The sequence below is a fragment of the Beggiatoa alba B18LD genome (genome assembly GCF_000245015.1).
In the GTDB taxonomy this organism is placed as follows: domain Bacteria; phylum Pseudomonadota; class Gammaproteobacteria; order Beggiatoales; family Beggiatoaceae; genus Beggiatoa; species Beggiatoa alba.
Map to the genome: position 1 here is coordinate 1,699,173 of NZ_JH600070.1, position 16,064 is coordinate 1,715,236.

General features: G+C 40.4%; 10 protein-coding genes. 4 read left to right on the plus strand and 6 right to left on the minus strand.

The window, feature by feature from the left end:
• Nucleotides 1-16 precede the first annotated feature (16 nt).
• The 3 genes from BEGALDRAFT_RS06850 to BEGALDRAFT_RS18050 form a co-directional block, all read right to left on the minus strand.
• A complete protein-coding gene (locus tag BEGALDRAFT_RS06850; protein WP_002685087.1) occupies nucleotides 17-598 on the minus strand; it encodes an ANTAR domain-containing response regulator in 582 nt (193 codons plus the stop codon).
• A gap of 348 nt (nucleotides 599-946) precedes the next feature.
• Nucleotides 947-1,915 (minus strand): Rpn family recombination-promoting nuclease/putative transposase, encoded by a 969-nt coding sequence (locus BEGALDRAFT_RS06855; protein WP_002685088.1) that lies wholly within the window; start codon nucleotides 1,913-1,915, stop codon nucleotides 947-949.
• Nucleotides 1,916-2,246: 331 nt separating this feature from the next.
• On the minus strand, nucleotides 2,247-6,467 hold the full coding sequence (locus BEGALDRAFT_RS18050; protein ID WP_002685090.1) for a PAS domain S-box protein: 4,221 nt from the start codon (nucleotides 6,465-6,467) through the stop codon (nucleotides 2,247-2,249).
• Nucleotides 6,468-6,907: 440 nt separating this feature from the next.
• On the opposite strand from BEGALDRAFT_RS18050, the gene msrP reads away from it, so the two are divergent.
• Nucleotides 6,908-7,876, plus strand: a complete 969-nt coding sequence (gene msrP / locus BEGALDRAFT_RS06865) for a protein-methionine-sulfoxide reductase catalytic subunit MsrP (RefSeq protein ID WP_002685091.1) — start codon at nucleotides 6,908-6,910, stop codon at nucleotides 7,874-7,876.
• An 87-nt stretch (nucleotides 7,877-7,963) separates the two neighbouring features.
• On the opposite strand, the gene BEGALDRAFT_RS06870 is transcribed toward msrP, so the two are convergent.
• Entirely contained in the window at nucleotides 7,964-8,512 is a 549-nt protein-coding gene (locus tag BEGALDRAFT_RS06870) for a glutathione peroxidase (RefSeq protein ID WP_002685092.1), read from the minus strand.
• A 163-nt stretch (nucleotides 8,513-8,675) separates the two neighbouring features.
• On the opposite strand from BEGALDRAFT_RS06870, the gene serC reads away from it, so the two are divergent.
• Nucleotides 8,676-9,761, plus strand: coding sequence for a 3-phosphoserine/phosphohydroxythreonine transaminase (serC, locus tag BEGALDRAFT_RS06875; RefSeq protein ID WP_002685093.1), 1,086 nt, complete (start codon nucleotides 8,676-8,678; stop codon nucleotides 9,759-9,761).
• A 348-nt stretch (nucleotides 9,762-10,109) separates the two neighbouring features.
• Here the strand turns inward: serC and BEGALDRAFT_RS06880 are convergent, their stop codons facing one another.
• Nucleotides 10,110-10,547, minus strand: coding sequence for a pilin (locus BEGALDRAFT_RS06880; protein ID WP_002685094.1), 438 nt, complete (start codon nucleotides 10,545-10,547; stop codon nucleotides 10,110-10,112).
• 406 nt (nucleotides 10,548-10,953) lie between these two features.
• On the opposite strand from BEGALDRAFT_RS06880, the gene BEGALDRAFT_RS06885 reads away from it, so the two are divergent.
• Together BEGALDRAFT_RS06885 and BEGALDRAFT_RS06890 are read left to right on the plus strand one after the other, a co-directional pair.
• Nucleotides 10,954-12,765 carry an ABCB family ABC transporter ATP-binding protein/permease gene (locus BEGALDRAFT_RS06885; protein WP_002685095.1) on the plus strand — a complete coding sequence of 604 codons (1,812 nt, stop codon included), beginning with the start codon at nucleotides 10,954-10,956 and terminating at the stop codon, nucleotides 12,763-12,765.
• Nucleotides 12,766-12,879: 114 nt separating this feature from the next.
• The gene (locus BEGALDRAFT_RS06890; protein ID WP_002685096.1) at nucleotides 12,880-14,244 is read left to right on the plus strand and encodes a C1 family peptidase; all 1,365 of its coding nucleotides are present in this window, start codon (nucleotides 12,880-12,882) and stop codon (nucleotides 14,242-14,244) included.
• Nucleotides 14,245-14,493: 249 nt separating this feature from the next.
• Here BEGALDRAFT_RS06890 and BEGALDRAFT_RS18055 read toward each other — a convergent pair whose 3' ends face one another.
• Nucleotides 14,494-16,062, minus strand: a complete 1,569-nt coding sequence (locus BEGALDRAFT_RS18055) for a tetratricopeptide repeat protein (RefSeq protein ID WP_002685097.1) — start codon at nucleotides 16,060-16,062, stop codon at nucleotides 14,494-14,496.
• Nucleotides 16,063-16,064: the final 2 nt, after the last annotated feature.

A 16,064-nucleotide genomic window follows, 5' to 3' on the forward strand; every position in this document is an offset into this window, starting at 1 on the left:
ACTGAGTTATAAGCTGTCATATCAATAACTTGGAGACAGCAATAATATCTTCTGCGACTTCTGCAAGGCGGATATTTCTATCCATTGCCATTTTACGCAAGGCACGATAGGCAGAATCTTCATCTAACCCTTTGTGTTGCATTAAGATACCTTTAGCTTTTTCAATCGATTTACGTTCAGCTAATTTACTTTTAGTATCTTCTAACTCTTTGCGCATCGCTTGATATTCACGAAAACGCGCAATGGCAACTTCTAAAACGGATTTAACCCGTTTTTCACTTAAACCGTCCACAACGTAAGCACTAACCCCTGCTTTAATCGCGGCGTGAATCATATCGCTATTACCATCTTCCGCGAACATCACGACGGGCTTAGGCTGTTCTCGATTAAGACTGCTGACATACTCTAAGGTATCACGGTCAGGCGACTCTAAATCTATGATAATCATATCAGCGGGTGTTTTTTCTAACTGTGCTAACAGTTCTACCCCTGTTTCGAGCGTGGCGACGACCTCATAACCTGCGTCATCTAAGGCTTGCTTTAATAAAGCAATTCGTCCACGGTCTTCATCTATCAACACAACGCGCAATTTCATCATGTTAATTGATTTGGCACTTAATTAATGTAGCGACGTTGCTTATTAACTAAATACACTTTTTGAGTTGGAAACACATCGTTGTGTTTCATGTTTTTCGTTTTAAGCAAAATAGAGACCATTTTTTTACCTGTGCGATATATTTTTTAAATCAGCTTATTAAGAAAATGTATTGCTAACGCCCCGTTTTACACCGCACTTTTTTAGTTTTTTAATGCTAAAAATGCACTTTTTTAGTGCTATTTTTTTAATAAACTTGAATTCAGCGAGATTTATAAAATAAAACAGAGACCTGCTAGGGTTTAAAAATCTAGCAGGTCTGTAGGAACACGCGAAAGGGTTTGACCTTTACTATAATCGTTCAATTTCTTCGCGTGTTAAGCCCGTCGCAACCATAATAAGCTCAAGAGGTACATTGTTTTTCTTCAATGCGATTGCGACTTTTATTCTTTCTTGTGCGACTTTCATTCTTTCTTGTTCAATCCCTTGTTTAACGCCTTGTTCGATACCTTGCTTAACCCCTTGCTCAATCCCTTTTTTAACACCTTGTTCAATTCCAATCTCAATACCTTTCTCCATCCCTATCTCAATCCCTTCCTGTTTAGCCGTATCAAGCACATTGATGAAATCGCGGTAGTATTTCAAACTTAATTCATACGCATGGCGGTCTTCATAACTCATGTTCGCTAATTTCGCTAAGGCAAAAGCGTCTTCGATAATATCGCCTTGAAATTCTCTCGGCATATCGTCAAATGTCACTAATTCACGGAGAAAATATAACCACCATTCCAGATGATTCGCTAATTCGGATTCTTGCTTTTTGAATTTCGCCATTTCTATGTAAATGAAGTTCAATTTCTTAAACATCACTTCTTTGCTGTAAATATCGGTAATTTGTCCGAAATGTAAGTAACGCTCATCGGGAAAGCTGGCTAAGGAGAAGTCTAAAATCCCAATGAAATAAATTGGGGTTAATTCAAAGTCCCATTTGCCTTTTTTGGCTTGGTCTTGAATTAAGAAACTGGCGTAGTAAGTGGCGCGGTCTTGAAAGTGTTCTTGTTTCGCACGTTGTAATTCAACAATGAATTCCTGATTTTTTTCATCACGGCAATAAATATCAAAGATGGCACGGCGGTCTTCTTCTAACATGCCGAGCTTTTCGATATTTTTAAATTCTAAGCTGACAATTTTATGTTTTATCGGTAATAAATCATTGAGGAAGCTGATGAGTAGGGGTTTACTTTCTTCACTGCCGAAGATTTTTTTAAAGCCAAAATCGGTGAAGGGGTTGATGAATGTACCTAGGGATTTGTCGGTCATGTTGATGCGTCCTCATGCTTGGAAAGATATAGTAAACGTATCATAAAATTATTTAAATTTAGGATTGGCAGTCTTTCGCATCGTTTTATAGTGCGTTTGCTATATTTTTCATCAAGATTTATTAGCAGATAAGGCTAAATCAGGATTTTCAGGATTTAAAAGGCGAATCACGCTTTTTAATCCTGCTAATCTGGTGAATCCTGATTCAGACAAACACTTATCTTTTTAAAAGAAACTCGTAGAACTCAGGTTAAAATCGCTTTAGCGATTTTACTTATTAAAACCCTGTTTAATCTATAAAATTTTGAATAACTCAGGTAACTTGGGTTGTTTAAAGATTTAAAAATCTCATTATGATGGTCATCAGCGTTTTAAGCCCTACAGGTTTACTGAGATATTCGGTTGCACCTGTGGCTAAACAGCGTTGTTTATCACCAGGCATTGCAAGGGCGGTCAAGGCGATAATTGGCGTATTTGCAAATTCAGAATCCGCACGTAACTGTTGAATCGCTTCTAAACCATCCATTACAGGCATTTGAATATCCATTAGAATGATGTCGGGATGGATTTCTTTCGCTCTTTCTATTGCTTCTTTTCCATTACGTGTAACGGTAATTTGAAAGCCTTTAGGGTTTAAATATTCTAATAAGTAGTCAATGTTTGATTCGTTATCCTCTGCCAGTAAAATTTGGTATTGCTGTTCTTTAATACGTGCACTGATATCGTGTTCTAGCGTATTGTTGGGAGGTATTTGGCGTGGAATGCTTCCTTGAAAATCGGCTTGGGTGAAAATGGATTGTAGGGTTTCAAGTAGCCGTTGGCGGGTTAAGGGTTTTTGTAAATAAGCACTTGCGCCGAGTTTGATTGCGTGCTCGTATTCATCCATGATGCTTATGATAATAACTGGGATTTTTGTTGTTTGTGGCGTGTTCTTTAATTGGCGTAATACGTCTAAGCCTGACATGTCAGGCAGAATTAAGTCTAATAGAATAACATCGGGTTTTAGGTGACGTGCTGCTTCTACTACGCCTGAGCCAAACGATAAAATATGTGCTGAAGCAATGCCTAAGCTATTAGCATAGCGTTTTATCTGGTCAGCATTGATGTTGATGTCTTCTACAATCAGCACGGAATTTAATTGAATTTGGTCATGTGTTTCTTCATAACTGTTGGCTTCTGCATTCATCAGTTCAGTGCCTAAACTAAATTCATTTAATCGCCATGGTAGATGAATTGTGAAGCGACTGCCTTGATTTAATTTACTTTCTAAGTGAATACTTCCGCCATGCATTTCTACCATGCCTTGTACTAAGGTCAGCCCTAATCCTGTGCCTTCATAATTGCGGGTTAAACTGCTGTCAATTTGTTGGAATGGTTTAAAGAGTTTGGGCATATCTTGTTCAGCAATCCCGATACCCGTATCCCAAACGGTGAGATAAACGCATTGTTGCTCTATATCTCCCCGTACAGTCAGCCCAACTTCTCCTTTATTCGGTGTAAATTTCACTGCGTTATTAAGCAAATTGACCAGAACTTGTTTTAAGCGTCGCCCATCTGCCAAAATTTTGATGTTAGGGTCATCAATATTAAAGTTTACTTTTTGTTGTTTTTTAGTAGCTTGCTGATTGATAAAATTCAGGCTCGCTTGGCAAATATCGCGCAAAATGACGTAACTTAATTCAAGTTCCATGTGCCCTGAGGTGATTTTCGACACGTCCAAAATATCGTTAATCAGTTCTAATAAATGCCGTCCGCTGTCTTCAATTAATGTCACTGATTTTAATTGACGGGGAGTTAATGTACCGATGGCTTGTTCGCGCAAAATTTCTGAGAAGCCTAAAATGCTATTTAATGGGGTGCGTAATTCATGGCTCATATTGGCAAGGAATTCATCTTTTAAACGTGCTGTGCGGGCTAGTTCTGCATTGGCTGTGCTCAATTCCTCTGTGCGTTCTGCAACCCGCTTGGCTAATTGTTCGCGTTCTTGTTTTAAGGCAAACTCCGCATTTTTACGTTCAGTAATATCATGAAAGTTTGTCAATAAACTGCGTAATGCAGGGTTTTGCAAGTGGTTGCTATTATTCGCTTCTATCCATCGCCATCCCCCATCTTTGTGTAAAAAGCGTAATTGTTGTGTAATGATGTTGTTAGGATTTTCTAGCAGTTGGCGCATATCACTTAATGCGGTGGCGGTATCATCAGGATGTACTAAATCAAAAAAGGCTTTGCCGATAAATTCTTCAGGCAGATAACCCAATACATTGGTAATTGCAGAGCTGATATATTCAACATTGGTATCAACATCAGAAAGGCTCACCACTTCAAGGCTATTTTCTAAAATCGCTCTTAACCGTTCCTCGCTGTCACGCAAGGCTTGCTCAGTTTGTTTACGGGTAGTGATATCACGCGCAATGATAACGCTGCCGTTGATTTGCCCAGCTGTGTTATAGACAGGGCGACCGCTAATCATGAGCCAAATGCCATCAGGTGCGTGATGGTTACGAACGAGTAATTCTAAGTTGTCCAGTGTTTCGCCGCATAACGTCCGTGATAATGGCATTTCATCTGTTGTTAATGGGGTTTCTTTGTCCGTGTGATATAAACCATATTCTCCTGTATTGTGAAGTAGTTGGAATATATCTTGGGCATTGCCAAAGATTTTTAACGTTTCTGCACTGGTTAATAAAATTTGCCCTTGTTGTGAGGTAAAAATGAGTGAATCGCTGATATTCGCTAAAATAACGTCTAGCATCTCTTTTTGCTGACGCAATTCGGCTTCTACTTGTTTACGAGCCGTTACATCACGTGCAATGGCATAAAAATAACCTTCTTTAGAAGACGGAACGGCATTCCATGATAACCACTTATAGCTTCCATCTTTACAACGGTAACGATTTTCTATACTGACCGTTTTTACAATATTTGTATGTAATAAATTTGCGGTAGATTGCGTTTCGGTTAAATCGTCAGGATGAATAAAATAGCTGAAATGATGCGAGCGCAATTCCTCAAGGCTATACCCTAAGGTTGTTGTCCATGCTTCGTTTAAATGCATTAAATACCCATCTTGATTACTCACAAGGAATAATTCTGAAGGCATATTAAAAAACTGTTCTAATTCTAAAACTGCATTTTTTTCATTTGAAATATCATAGCGATGTCCAACAATATCATGCGGATGTCCTGCTTCATCATAGGTCAGTTTTATTTCTTCTCGTAACCAAATATAACGCCCATCATGATGTAAACAGCGATATTCAAAACATTGGCGACCTTCAATAAATAATTGTTCTAAAGCATGATGTACTTTAGCCAAATCATCAGGATGAACATGAGAGAACCAAAAATTTGGTTGTATAGCTTCCTCTGGGGTATAGCCTAAATGTTCAATAATATTTTCGCTGATATATAAAGCATTAAAATCTTTAACAGGCGCATTGCTATAAATGACCACGGGACTATTTTGAATTAACTGCCGCAAACGGGCTTCACTTTGTCGTACCTCCTTATCCCGTTCTTGTAACGCATTCGCCATTTTATTTAATGCTCGTGCTAATTGGCTAAACTCTCCAATATCATCTTTGATATAACTACGTGCATGTAAATTTCCCGCTGTTAATTGCTCAGTAAACGCTAATAACTGCCGAACTGGCTGTAATAACAACCACTTTCCTAATAACCATGTCAATAGCGCAACCGTCGCAGCCATGAGTGCGATGAGTAACAAACTAAATAACAATTGCGTGTTTAACTCAGCTAAAAAAGTAGATGTTGGCAAACCAATAAAAACATACGCGCCAACTTGTTCATCAACATCTAATAAATGTGCAACACCATATAAACGCTCTATATTATCTAATTGGCTAGAAATAATTGTTTCAGTGGTAATCAAAGGAATCGGAAACTTTTGCCCCATCCATTTTTCATTATCTATATTGTGATACAGGACAATACCATCAGTGTTAACGATGGTAAAAGTTGCATTAGGGGCTAAATTAAAACGTTTTATATGCTCGTATAAGGTGGGCAATCGTAGAGAAATATAGGGTAATAAACTAATTTCATGCGTTGCTGTAAAAATTGGCATCATCATGACAAAAACAGGCGTATGAGAAACAGGGCTAATTTGATAAGCACTGCTTAAACGTAATGTTTTTTTAACGTTATTAAATACCACGCCTTGTTTCACATTTTTAATAAATTGTGGAATATTTTGCGAACTGCATAATAAATCTCCCTCAGGATTAACTAAGCCTAAATTGTCATACACCCTATCTGTATAAAAAATGAGTTTTTTCCAAATATTCTCACAATTTAATGTTTGCTCAGGAAAAGAGGACAAAAAGGCTAATAATTCTAAAGATTTTTCAATGGTGATTTGTTGTGCATGAGCAACAGCATGAGCACTTGAAATTGCCTCACGGTTTAATGTTGCATACAACAGCTCTTTTTTATTCCATGTTTCATACGTCAACAAGGCTAAGGTGGGAATAAGAACGCTAAAAACCACCACAAGTAACCGTGTATTCAAATGAGAAAATAAATACCGCATGTTATTCCTCGCTATCAAACAAAAAACATGGATAGAATTAATTTTAAGTTTCACATGACGCACTAAATCGTCAATAAACTAAATAAATATTAAATTTAGTCAACTCATTATTAACAACAAGTATAAAAATCGTTATGTAATATTTTATATAACGATATACGTAAATAATGTTAAGCTAACCTCCCCAATAAATTCTCCTGACTACGCATCTATATTAAAAATAATAAGATTTACTGATTGATAGATATCAAATTTAATCTATTAAAATTAATATCAATTTAATAAAAAACCTCGTCGTAAAAAATATGGTATAACAAATTTATTGCGACTTTTGTAGAAAAAAACCGTTTTATCTGTCTTTTTACCTATTTGCTTAGTATCACACGCGCTGCATATTAACACTGGAAATCATCTTCAATATAGCAACAGAGGCAATGCTTATGCTTATTAAGCAATTAAAAGATATTCCGTCTCATGAAATTACTGATGAACGCCTTTATAAAAGTCGTCGGCAATTTATGCAGACCGCTTTAGGAATAGGGATGAGTTTTGCAACCTCCTCATTAATATTACCTAATACGGCTCATGCCGAAAAAGATGCAAAAGATTTGCCCGCACTCAATATTGCGTCAAAAAGCCCTCTAAGTACAACAGAGGAGGATTTAACCCCTTTTGAATCAGTGAGTAGTTACAATAATTTTTATGAGTTTGGGATGGATAAAGACGACCCTGCCCGCAATGCACATACACTCACAACACGTCCTTGGTCTATCAACATTAGTGGTGAAGTTGCCAAGCCTATTACATTGGATATAGAAGATATTTTAAAACTTTTCCCTTTAGAAGAGCGTATTTATCGCCTACGCTGTGTTGAAGGCTGGTCTATGGTGATTCCTTGGATTGGGTTTTCACTGAACGCGCTGTTAAAACGGGCAGAGCCAACAGGCAACGCTAAATTTGTTGAATTTGAAACTTTATTACGTCCTGAAGAAATGCAGGGGCAAAAAAGTAGTGTGTTAGCATGGCCTTATAAAGAAGGATTACGCTTAGACGAAGCCATGCACCCCTTAACAATTTTAAGCGTCGGTTTATATGGGCGGGTTTTACCCAATCAAAATGGTGCGCCTATCCGCTTAGTTGTCCCATGGAAATACGGTTTTAAGAGTATCAAATCTATTGTTAAAATCCGCCTCGTGGAAAAACAGCCTATGGGCACATGGGAACAAACAGCAGCGAATGAATACGGTTTTTATTCAAACGTCAATCCTAACGTGTCTCATCCACGTTGGAGTCAAGCGCGAGAAAGACGAATTGGGGATTTTTTTAAACGTGATACCTTAATGTTTAACGGCTATGCGGAGCAAGTTGCCAGCTTATACACAGGCATGGATTTAAAACAGTATTTTTAAGCAACATTCGGCGAAATGATACAGAAAATAGCAAAAACAGATTAATTCTTAATTCAATTTCGCCGAACGCGGTTTTTATCTTAAAAGCTACTGTTTTAACAACGTTTCAATGCTATCGATAAATTGAGGATCATCAGGTTTCACACGGCTAGGATAGCTACCAACCAGCGTGCCATTTTTATCTAGTAGATATTTATGAAAATTCCAGCGAGGATATTCCCCCGCCAAATTTGCCAGCATTTGATAAAGCGGGTGTGGATTTTTTTCACTCGCGCTGACTTTTTCAAACATGGGAAATTCAACCCCATACGTTAAACGGCAGAAACTTTGAATTTCTGTTTCGCTACCGGGTTCTTGCCCACCAAAATCGTTAGAAGGAAAACCTAAAATCACTAACCCTTGATCACGATATTTGCGATATAAGGCTTCTAACCCTTCATATTGAGGGGTATATCCGCATTTACTTGCGGTATTAACAATTAAGACAACTTTGCCTTGATAGGCAGTACAAAGATTTACGGTTTGCTTCTCAGTTAAAGGACGCACGTCAAAATCTAAAGTTTTCGGACACGCGCCTAACGTGCTTGAAGGGACAGCGTAAAGCATAAATAATGTGGACAACCAATATTTGTTCATAACAACCTCACTCACATAACGCCCTTATTGTTAAAGTCTTACCTTATATCGTCACATACAAATCAATAAGATAAGATGTTTTTGTATGAGCATTGATATAGCCTAGCTGAGTTATTTTTCAATAGGTTCTCTTCATAATTTGTTTTTTTAGGATAAAAGTTTCATGACGTTACGCCCTTATAATTTTAGTGCAGGCCCTGCAGTTATGCCGACAGAAGTATTAGAACAAGCGCAAGCGGAATTATTAGACTGGCGCGGTACAGGCATGTCAGTAATGGAAATGAGCCATAGAGGCAAGGAGTTTACGCAAATCGCTGAAGAAGCAGAAAGTGATTTACGCGAATTATTAAATATTCCTGCCAATTATCGAGTGATGTTTTTACAGGGGGGCGCGTCTAGTCAATTTGCAATGATTCCACTGAATTTATTACGTGGTAAAACGCAGGCAGATTACTGTAATACTGGGATTTGGTCACAAAAAGCCATTGCCGAAGCACAACGCTATTGTTCTGTGAATGTGGTGACAGATTCTACCGCGAATAAATTTACCAGTATCGCAGACCCCAGTACGTGGCAGTTAAACCCGAATGCGGCTTATGTGCATTACATTGCAAATGAAACCATTAACGGCTTAGAGCTACACACCCCGCCCCAAGTTGGCGATGTCCCCTTAATTAGCGATATGTCTTCTACGATTCTATCGCGTCCAATTGATGTCAATCAGTTTGCGGCGATTTATGCGGGTGCGCAAAAAAATATCGGGCCTGCGGGTTTAAGTGTTGTGATTGTACGCGAAGATTTATTAGGCAATCCCTTATCCTTCACTCCAACCATGTTTAATTACAAAGTCATGGCAGATGAAAAATCCATGTACAACACGCCACCAACTTACACTTGGTATTTAGCGGGTTTAGTCTTTAAATGGTTGAAAAAGCAAGGCGGACTTACTGCCATTGCAGAAACCAATCAACGCAAAGCAACTGCTTTATATAAAGCCATTGATGACTCTGATTTTTACAATAACGCAATAGAACTGCGCTATCGTTCATGGATGAATGTGCCTTTTACTTTAGCGGATGCGAATTTAGAAAAGACTTTTTTAGCAGAGGCAGCACAAGCGGGGTTATTAACCTTAGCGGGTCATCGCACAGTTGGCGGATTACGTGCCAGTATTTACAATGCAATGCCAGAATCTGGGGTAAAAGCCTTAATTGACTTTATGCAAGCGTTTGCAAAACGCTATGGTTAATTAACCTGAGTTTGGCAAGATTTATAAAATAAAACAGAGACCTGCTAGGTTTTAAAAACCTAGCAGGTCTTTTTTTGTCTGAATCAGAATTAGCAGAATTAAAAAACGTGATTCGCGTTAATTTCTTGGTTTAAGGGGTTTAAATTCTGTTAATTCTGAAAATTCTGATTCAGACAATCTCTTGTCTTTTTAAAAAAATCCCGCCAAACTCGGGCTAATTAACCTGAGTTCGGCGAGATTCTGTTAAATTGTCTGAATCAGGATTCACAGATTAATTAAACAAAAAAAATTCCCATGTAGTGCTTGCATGGGAATGAGAGCCATCAAAAAACGGAGTAATAAAGGGAATTAGCGACAATTACTGGGTAAATAAACGGAATTAATTTCTTGACCTGCAGGAATACCATCAGTCGTACAATCCCATAAACGGCGTTCATAGTTATAAACGTTTCGCACCTGTTTTCCTGCTAGATTTGGCCCTGCTGAAGTTCGCATGGTTGCTTGAATATAGTAAAGATTATCGTCAATTGTCCCTGTCTCTACATAACTTGTATAAACCCCACTATTTTTAGTGCCTGGTAAGCTTGATAGAGGAGGCCAAATTCCCCATGTCAATTGATATTCTACCAGTGGAGTTTTTAATCCAGCCATCAGTTGAATAGCATCAGATACTTTCGCGCGGGTTGTGTAATCAGTGTAAATTGGATAAGCAATCGATGCGAGTACACCAATGATAGCAATGACTACCATTAACTCAATAATGCTAAACCCTTGTTGCATTTTCATAACTATCTCCTGAACAGAAATAAACAGCTTTACTGAATTTATCGTTCGGTCATAATCCTTATTCACATTCTCAATGGCACAGATTATGCCAACAAATGCGTAATTAATTATGTTTTAACTTATTGTTTTATAGGTTTTTATGGGGATTTTTTGAGGGAAAGCGAACGATACATTTAACATATCAACAATTGCCTGTTGTAGGTCAACAAGCTTTGTTGAAAAACAACAAGTCTGCAATCAATTTTAACCGCGATTGCATACTGTTAATTATACCATTACTTAGTGATAGTTTATTGAAAAAATTTATATTTTTTAGATTTTTTATCAGTATCACACTACAAAAAATTACTGTTAACCTTGCATGAAAACAACATGCCTATCAACTTAACAACTATAAGCAAGAGCTATGCAAGTTTCCTCCTACCTCCGTACTCAACACCCTCACAGCACACAACGCGACCACCAAAACTTACGAGATATGCTGCCCTACTTATGGGACTATCGCGGGCGCGTTGTCTTCGCACTACTAACGCTTGTTTTTGCCAAACTTGCCAATGTCGGCGCACCCTTATTATTAAAAGACATTGTCGACAGCCTCGATAAATCGCAACAAAACATTTTAATTTTGCCTGTCCTCCTGCTGTGCATATACGGCTTACTTCGCCTTGCCAGCGCGTTTTTTAACGAATTACGCGATAGCCTATTTGCCCGTGTGCGTTACCACACCATGCGCCAAGTATCCTGTAAAACCCTGCACCACCTGCATAAACTCTCCCTACGCTTTCACCTAGACCGACAAACGGGCGCAATTTCGCGCGACTTAGAACGCGGGACGCGAAGTGTCAGCAGTATTCTGAACTACCTCGTTTTTAATATTATTCCAACCCTTGCAGAGTTTTTACTGATTGCCTTAATCCTACTCAGCCAATACGACATTAAATTTACCCTTATCACCTTTGTAACTGTAGCAATTTACATCGCTTTTACCCTTGCCATTACCGAATGGCGCATGGAATTTCGCCATACCATGAACGCCAAAGAATCTGAAGCAAATTATCAAGCCATTGATAGCCTTGTTAATTATGAAACCGTTAAATACTTCGGCAATGAAGCCTTTGAAGTACAACGCTACAGCAACACCTTACACGCTTGGGAAGAGGCAGCCGTCAAAAGTCAAACCTCCATGTCCGTCCTCAACTTTGGACAATCCGCCATTATCGCCGTAGGCAGTACCCTCATTCTCTTCTATGCCAGCCAAAGCGTTGTTACAGGACACATGAGCTTAGGCGACCTCGTCCTTGTGAACACCTTCCTACTACAACTTTTCATCCCTTTAAATTTTCTCGGCATACTCTACCGCGCCATTAAATACGCACTGGTTGACATGGACATGCTCTTTCGTCTCCTAGAACAAACGCCCGAAATTCAAGACGCGCCCGACGCAAAACCCTTACAACTCACACAAGCCCAAGTACAATTTAAAAACGTCCACTTTCACTACCAACCCGACCGCCCCATTTTGCACAACATCAATTTCAACATCCCCCAAGGGCACAAAGTCGCCGTTGTCGGTGCGAGTGGTGCAGGAAAATCCACCCTTGCCCGCCTACTATTTCGCTTTTACGACGTAACACAAGGCAGTATTCACATTAACGGGCAAGACATCCGCACCCTCACAACGGCAAGTCTCCGTACAATCATGGGCATCGTGCCACAAGACACCGTCTTATTTAACGACACGATTTACTACAACATCGCCTACGCCGACCCCAACGCCGACGAAACCGCCATACACACCGCCGCCAAAATTGCCAATGTGCACGACTTTATCCAACAACTCCCCCAAGGCTACCAAACCCTAGTCGGCGAACGCGGTTTAAAACTCTCAGGCGGAGAAAAACAACGCATTGCCATTGCCCGCGCTATCCTCAAACGCCCACACATCCTCATTTTTGACGAAGCAACCGCCTCACTAGACTCCAAATCAGAACAAGCCATACAAAACGCCCTCAACGAACTTGCCCACCAACACACAACACTCGTGATTGCACATCGCCTCTCCACCATCATTGATGCTGATGAAATTCTCGTGATGGAACAAGGACACATTGTCGAACGTGGCACACATACACAACTACTCACCCAACAAGGCGCGTATGCCCACCTGTGGCAACTGCAACAACAAGAACGGACAAACTCACCAACTGAAAACAGATAACACACCTTTATAAATTTTATCCACCCGCCTACTTGTACGCTAAAATAACTAGCGTGCGAGTTCTCGCATCATTACCCCTATGATTCCCCTCTCAGCCCTCAAAAAGTCATCACCATGCCCAGCTTAAAAATTACCCGTCCTGATGGAACAGAACTCCCCATATCAGGCTACCACTACGAAAAACCCAGCGCACAAGCCAAAGCCTTCACCTCCCGCTTAGGCAACAAAAAACTCCCCGCCAAAGTTGACCTACGCCCCTACATGACCGAAGTCGAAGACCAAAAAAATACCAGCAGTTGCGTTGCTAACGCCGTCGCAGGGGCTTACGAATACCTCGCAAAACGCCACCTTGGCGAAGACTCCTACAACGTCAGCCGCCTATTTATCTACTACAACGCCCGCTACTACCGCAGTTGGGAAAACGAAGATAAAGGCTCATTCATCGCCGATGCCATCAAAGGCTTAAGCGAATACGGGGCTTGCTCCGAAGAAACATGGGAATTCGACGTTAAATCCGTCACAACCGAACCCGACGGCGATGCCTACGACGAAGCCGCTAACTTCCTCGTAGAAAGTACCGAACTACTACCCGTCGACCTCACCGCATGGAAATCCGCCCTTGCTGAAGGCAACCCGATTATTTTCGGCATTTCCCTCTTCAAATCCTTTGACTCCCACAAGAAAAAAGGCTTAGTCCCCATGCCCTCCCCGCAAGAAACCGCCCGCGCCTCACACGGCGGACACGCAATGCTCTGCGTTGGCTACTCCGACAACGACCAAGTATTTATCGTCCGCAACTCATGGGGCAGTGACTGGGGCGACAACGGCTACTGCTATATACCCTACCGCTACCTGATTAACCCCCAACTTAACAGCGGTGATTGCTGGGTTATCAAACAACTAGACAACTTTGATATTGATGAATCCTCATGGTCAGACGATGACGAATCCGTCTTAGGCGACTGGGAAACCGAATTCGCCGACATGAGCGACGAAGACTATCAAGACATGCTAGAAGCCATGGGAGACTCCCCACTAGAATTGCGTCTTGCGATGATAATCATGTATGCCGCAGGTGCAGACGACGACATCAGCGATGAAGAAATGGCAGAAATCACCACCTATATGGATGGTTTCTTAGAACTGCTCGGCGTAGCAATGAAAACTGAGCGTTTATTACGAAACGCACAAAAACAACTCAACAAAGATGAAGACGGCGAATTACTAGACGAATCGATTGATTTATTAGGCGAATACCTATCAGGCGAACTACTCGCGCGAATAGTCCAAGACATCGAAGCCATGATTGATGTCGATGATTTATCAGAAGAGGAAGAAGAATTTCTCAACGATTTAATCAGCCGTTGGCAAATTGAAGGCGATGAAGAAGACGAATCAGAAGACGACGACGAAGAATATGAGGAAGACGAGGACGAAGAAGAAGAAGAGGAAGAAGAAAAACCAAAAAAACGGCGATAATCTTTTATAACCTGAGTTCGGCGATATTTATAAAACAGAGACCTGCTAAGTTTTGAAAATCTAGCAGGTCTTTTTTTGTCTGAATCAGAATTCACAGAATTTTCAGAATTAGCATAATTCGCATTAATTTCTTGGTTTAAGGGGTTTTAAATTCTGTTAATTCTGAAAATTCTGATTCAGATAAGCTGTTGTCTTTTTAAAAGAATCTCGCCGTACTCGGGTTAGGGTTAATTAAGAAAATTGTGTAAATTATGGTTCAGATATTTGCTGACTTAACCGCGCCCAATAATTTAAGCCATCCTGTCCCCAATCCTTCGCCAACTCCTCCAACGCCTGCAAGACTTGTGCATAACCAATCTTATGAGCAATTCGATACGCTTCTACAAATTTTGTGATTCCTTCCTGCACTTCCTCATTTTGTAAATGAATACGTCCCATATTAAACAACGTCGCACACAAGCCCGCCACATCGCCGATTTCTTGTTGAATCGCTAAGGACTGTTGCAAGTAGCGCAGGGCGGTTTCGTAGTCGCCTCGGGCATAAGCCGTTGTTGCCATATTGTTGAGCGTCGCGCCTTCGCCACTTTTATCGCCGATTTCTTGTTGAATCGCTAAGGACTGTTGCAAGTAGCGCAGGGCGGTTTCGTAGTCGCCTCGGGCTGAATAGATAAGAGAAATATTGTTGAGCGTCGAGCCTTCGCCACGTTTATCGCCGATTTCTTGTTGAATCGCTAAGGACTGTTGCAAGTAGCGCAGGGCGGTTTCGTAGTCGCCTCGGGCTTGAAATATTTGAGAAATATTGTTGAGCGTCGTGCCTTCGCTTTTTTTATCTCCCAATTCTTTGAAAATCGCTAAGGACTGTTGCAAGTAGCGCAGGGCGGTTTCGTAGTCGCCTCGGGCATGGGCGATAGTTGCCATATTGTTGAGCGTCGTGCCTTCGCCACTTTTATCGCCGATTTCTTGTTGAATCGCTAAGGACTGTTGCAAGTAGCGCAGGGCGGTTTCGTAGTCGCCTCGGGCATGGGCGATAGTTGCCATATTGTTGAGCGTCGTGCCTTCGCCACTTTTATCGCCGATTTCTTGTTGAATCGCTAAGGACTGTTGATAGTTGGTTAGCGCAAGTTCTAAATTACCCAATGAATGATAAACCCGTCCAATATCATCTAAAATTCTGGCTAACTCGGCACTGTTAGGCGTGGATTCATCTCGTAAACTGAATAATACTTTTAGCCAGCGTTGTTTTTCTGCTGTGCTCATACGCTCTGCCGCGTGAACTGCACTCTCTCTAAAGGCTTTTAATTCTTCTTGTAAATAGGCATTTTTTTCAGTTTCAGGAATATCAAATTCATAAATAGCACTACGCCAGTCGAAAAAATCTAGGGCGGTTGTTGCTAATAATTGCAAGGCGTATTCAGGTAGCCAGAAAAAAACACCTCGATTTAAGCGTTGGTATGCACTCCGTCGCCAATTTAATTGTTGTAACGTTTTAAATGCCGTTGTTTCTGTAACATCTTGGGGTTTATCAGGATTTGGGAGTAACACTTCTAAATCGTAAATAAAGATAGGAATATCAGGAGGATAATTTTCTAAAACTTGCTGTAATGCTTCATCCAATAAAATATTATTTAAATCATATTCTTGCTGTAATGTTTTAATGCTAATTTCTGCAATCGGCTGGTTAAATTTAGTTTTAATTTCATCAATCAGTATCTGACGATAAGCCGTAGAATTACACCGAATAAAAAACAAATAAAAATGCCCTTGGTCACAACGACGAAGGGCACGCAAAAGACGGGGAAGCACTGCGGAATTGGTCATGT

Excerpts from the sequence above, each read along its gene's own strand:
- serC (WP_002685093.1), top strand. The coding sequence starts at position 8,676 with ATGACGTTACGCCCTTATAATTTTAGTGCAGGCCCTGCAGTTATGCCG.
- BEGALDRAFT_RS06850 (WP_002685087.1), bottom strand. The coding sequence starts at position 598 with ATGATGAAATTGCGCGTTGTGTTGATAGATGAAGACCGTGGACGAATT.
- BEGALDRAFT_RS18055 (WP_002685097.1), bottom strand. The coding sequence starts at position 16,062 with ATGACCAATTCCGCAGTGCTTCCCCGTCTTTTGCGTGCCCTTCGTCGT.
- BEGALDRAFT_RS06870 (WP_002685092.1), bottom strand. The coding sequence starts at position 8,512 with ATGAACAAATATTGGTTGTCCACATTATTTATGCTTTACGCTGTCCCT.
- BEGALDRAFT_RS06885 (WP_002685095.1), top strand. The coding sequence starts at position 10,954 with ATGCAAGTTTCCTCCTACCTCCGTACTCAACACCCTCACAGCACACAA.
- BEGALDRAFT_RS06855 (WP_002685088.1), bottom strand. The coding sequence starts at position 1,915 with ATGACCGACAAATCCCTAGGTACATTCATCAACCCCTTCACCGATTTT.
- msrP (WP_002685091.1), top strand. The coding sequence starts at position 6,908 with ATGCTTATTAAGCAATTAAAAGATATTCCGTCTCATGAAATTACTGAT.
- BEGALDRAFT_RS18050 (WP_002685090.1), bottom strand. The coding sequence starts at position 6,467 with ATGCGGTATTTATTTTCTCATTTGAATACACGGTTACTTGTGGTGGTT.
- BEGALDRAFT_RS06890 (WP_002685096.1), top strand. The coding sequence starts at position 12,880 with ATGCCCAGCTTAAAAATTACCCGTCCTGATGGAACAGAACTCCCCATA.
- BEGALDRAFT_RS06880 (WP_002685094.1), bottom strand. The coding sequence starts at position 10,547 with ATGAAAATGCAACAAGGGTTTAGCATTATTGAGTTAATGGTAGTCATT.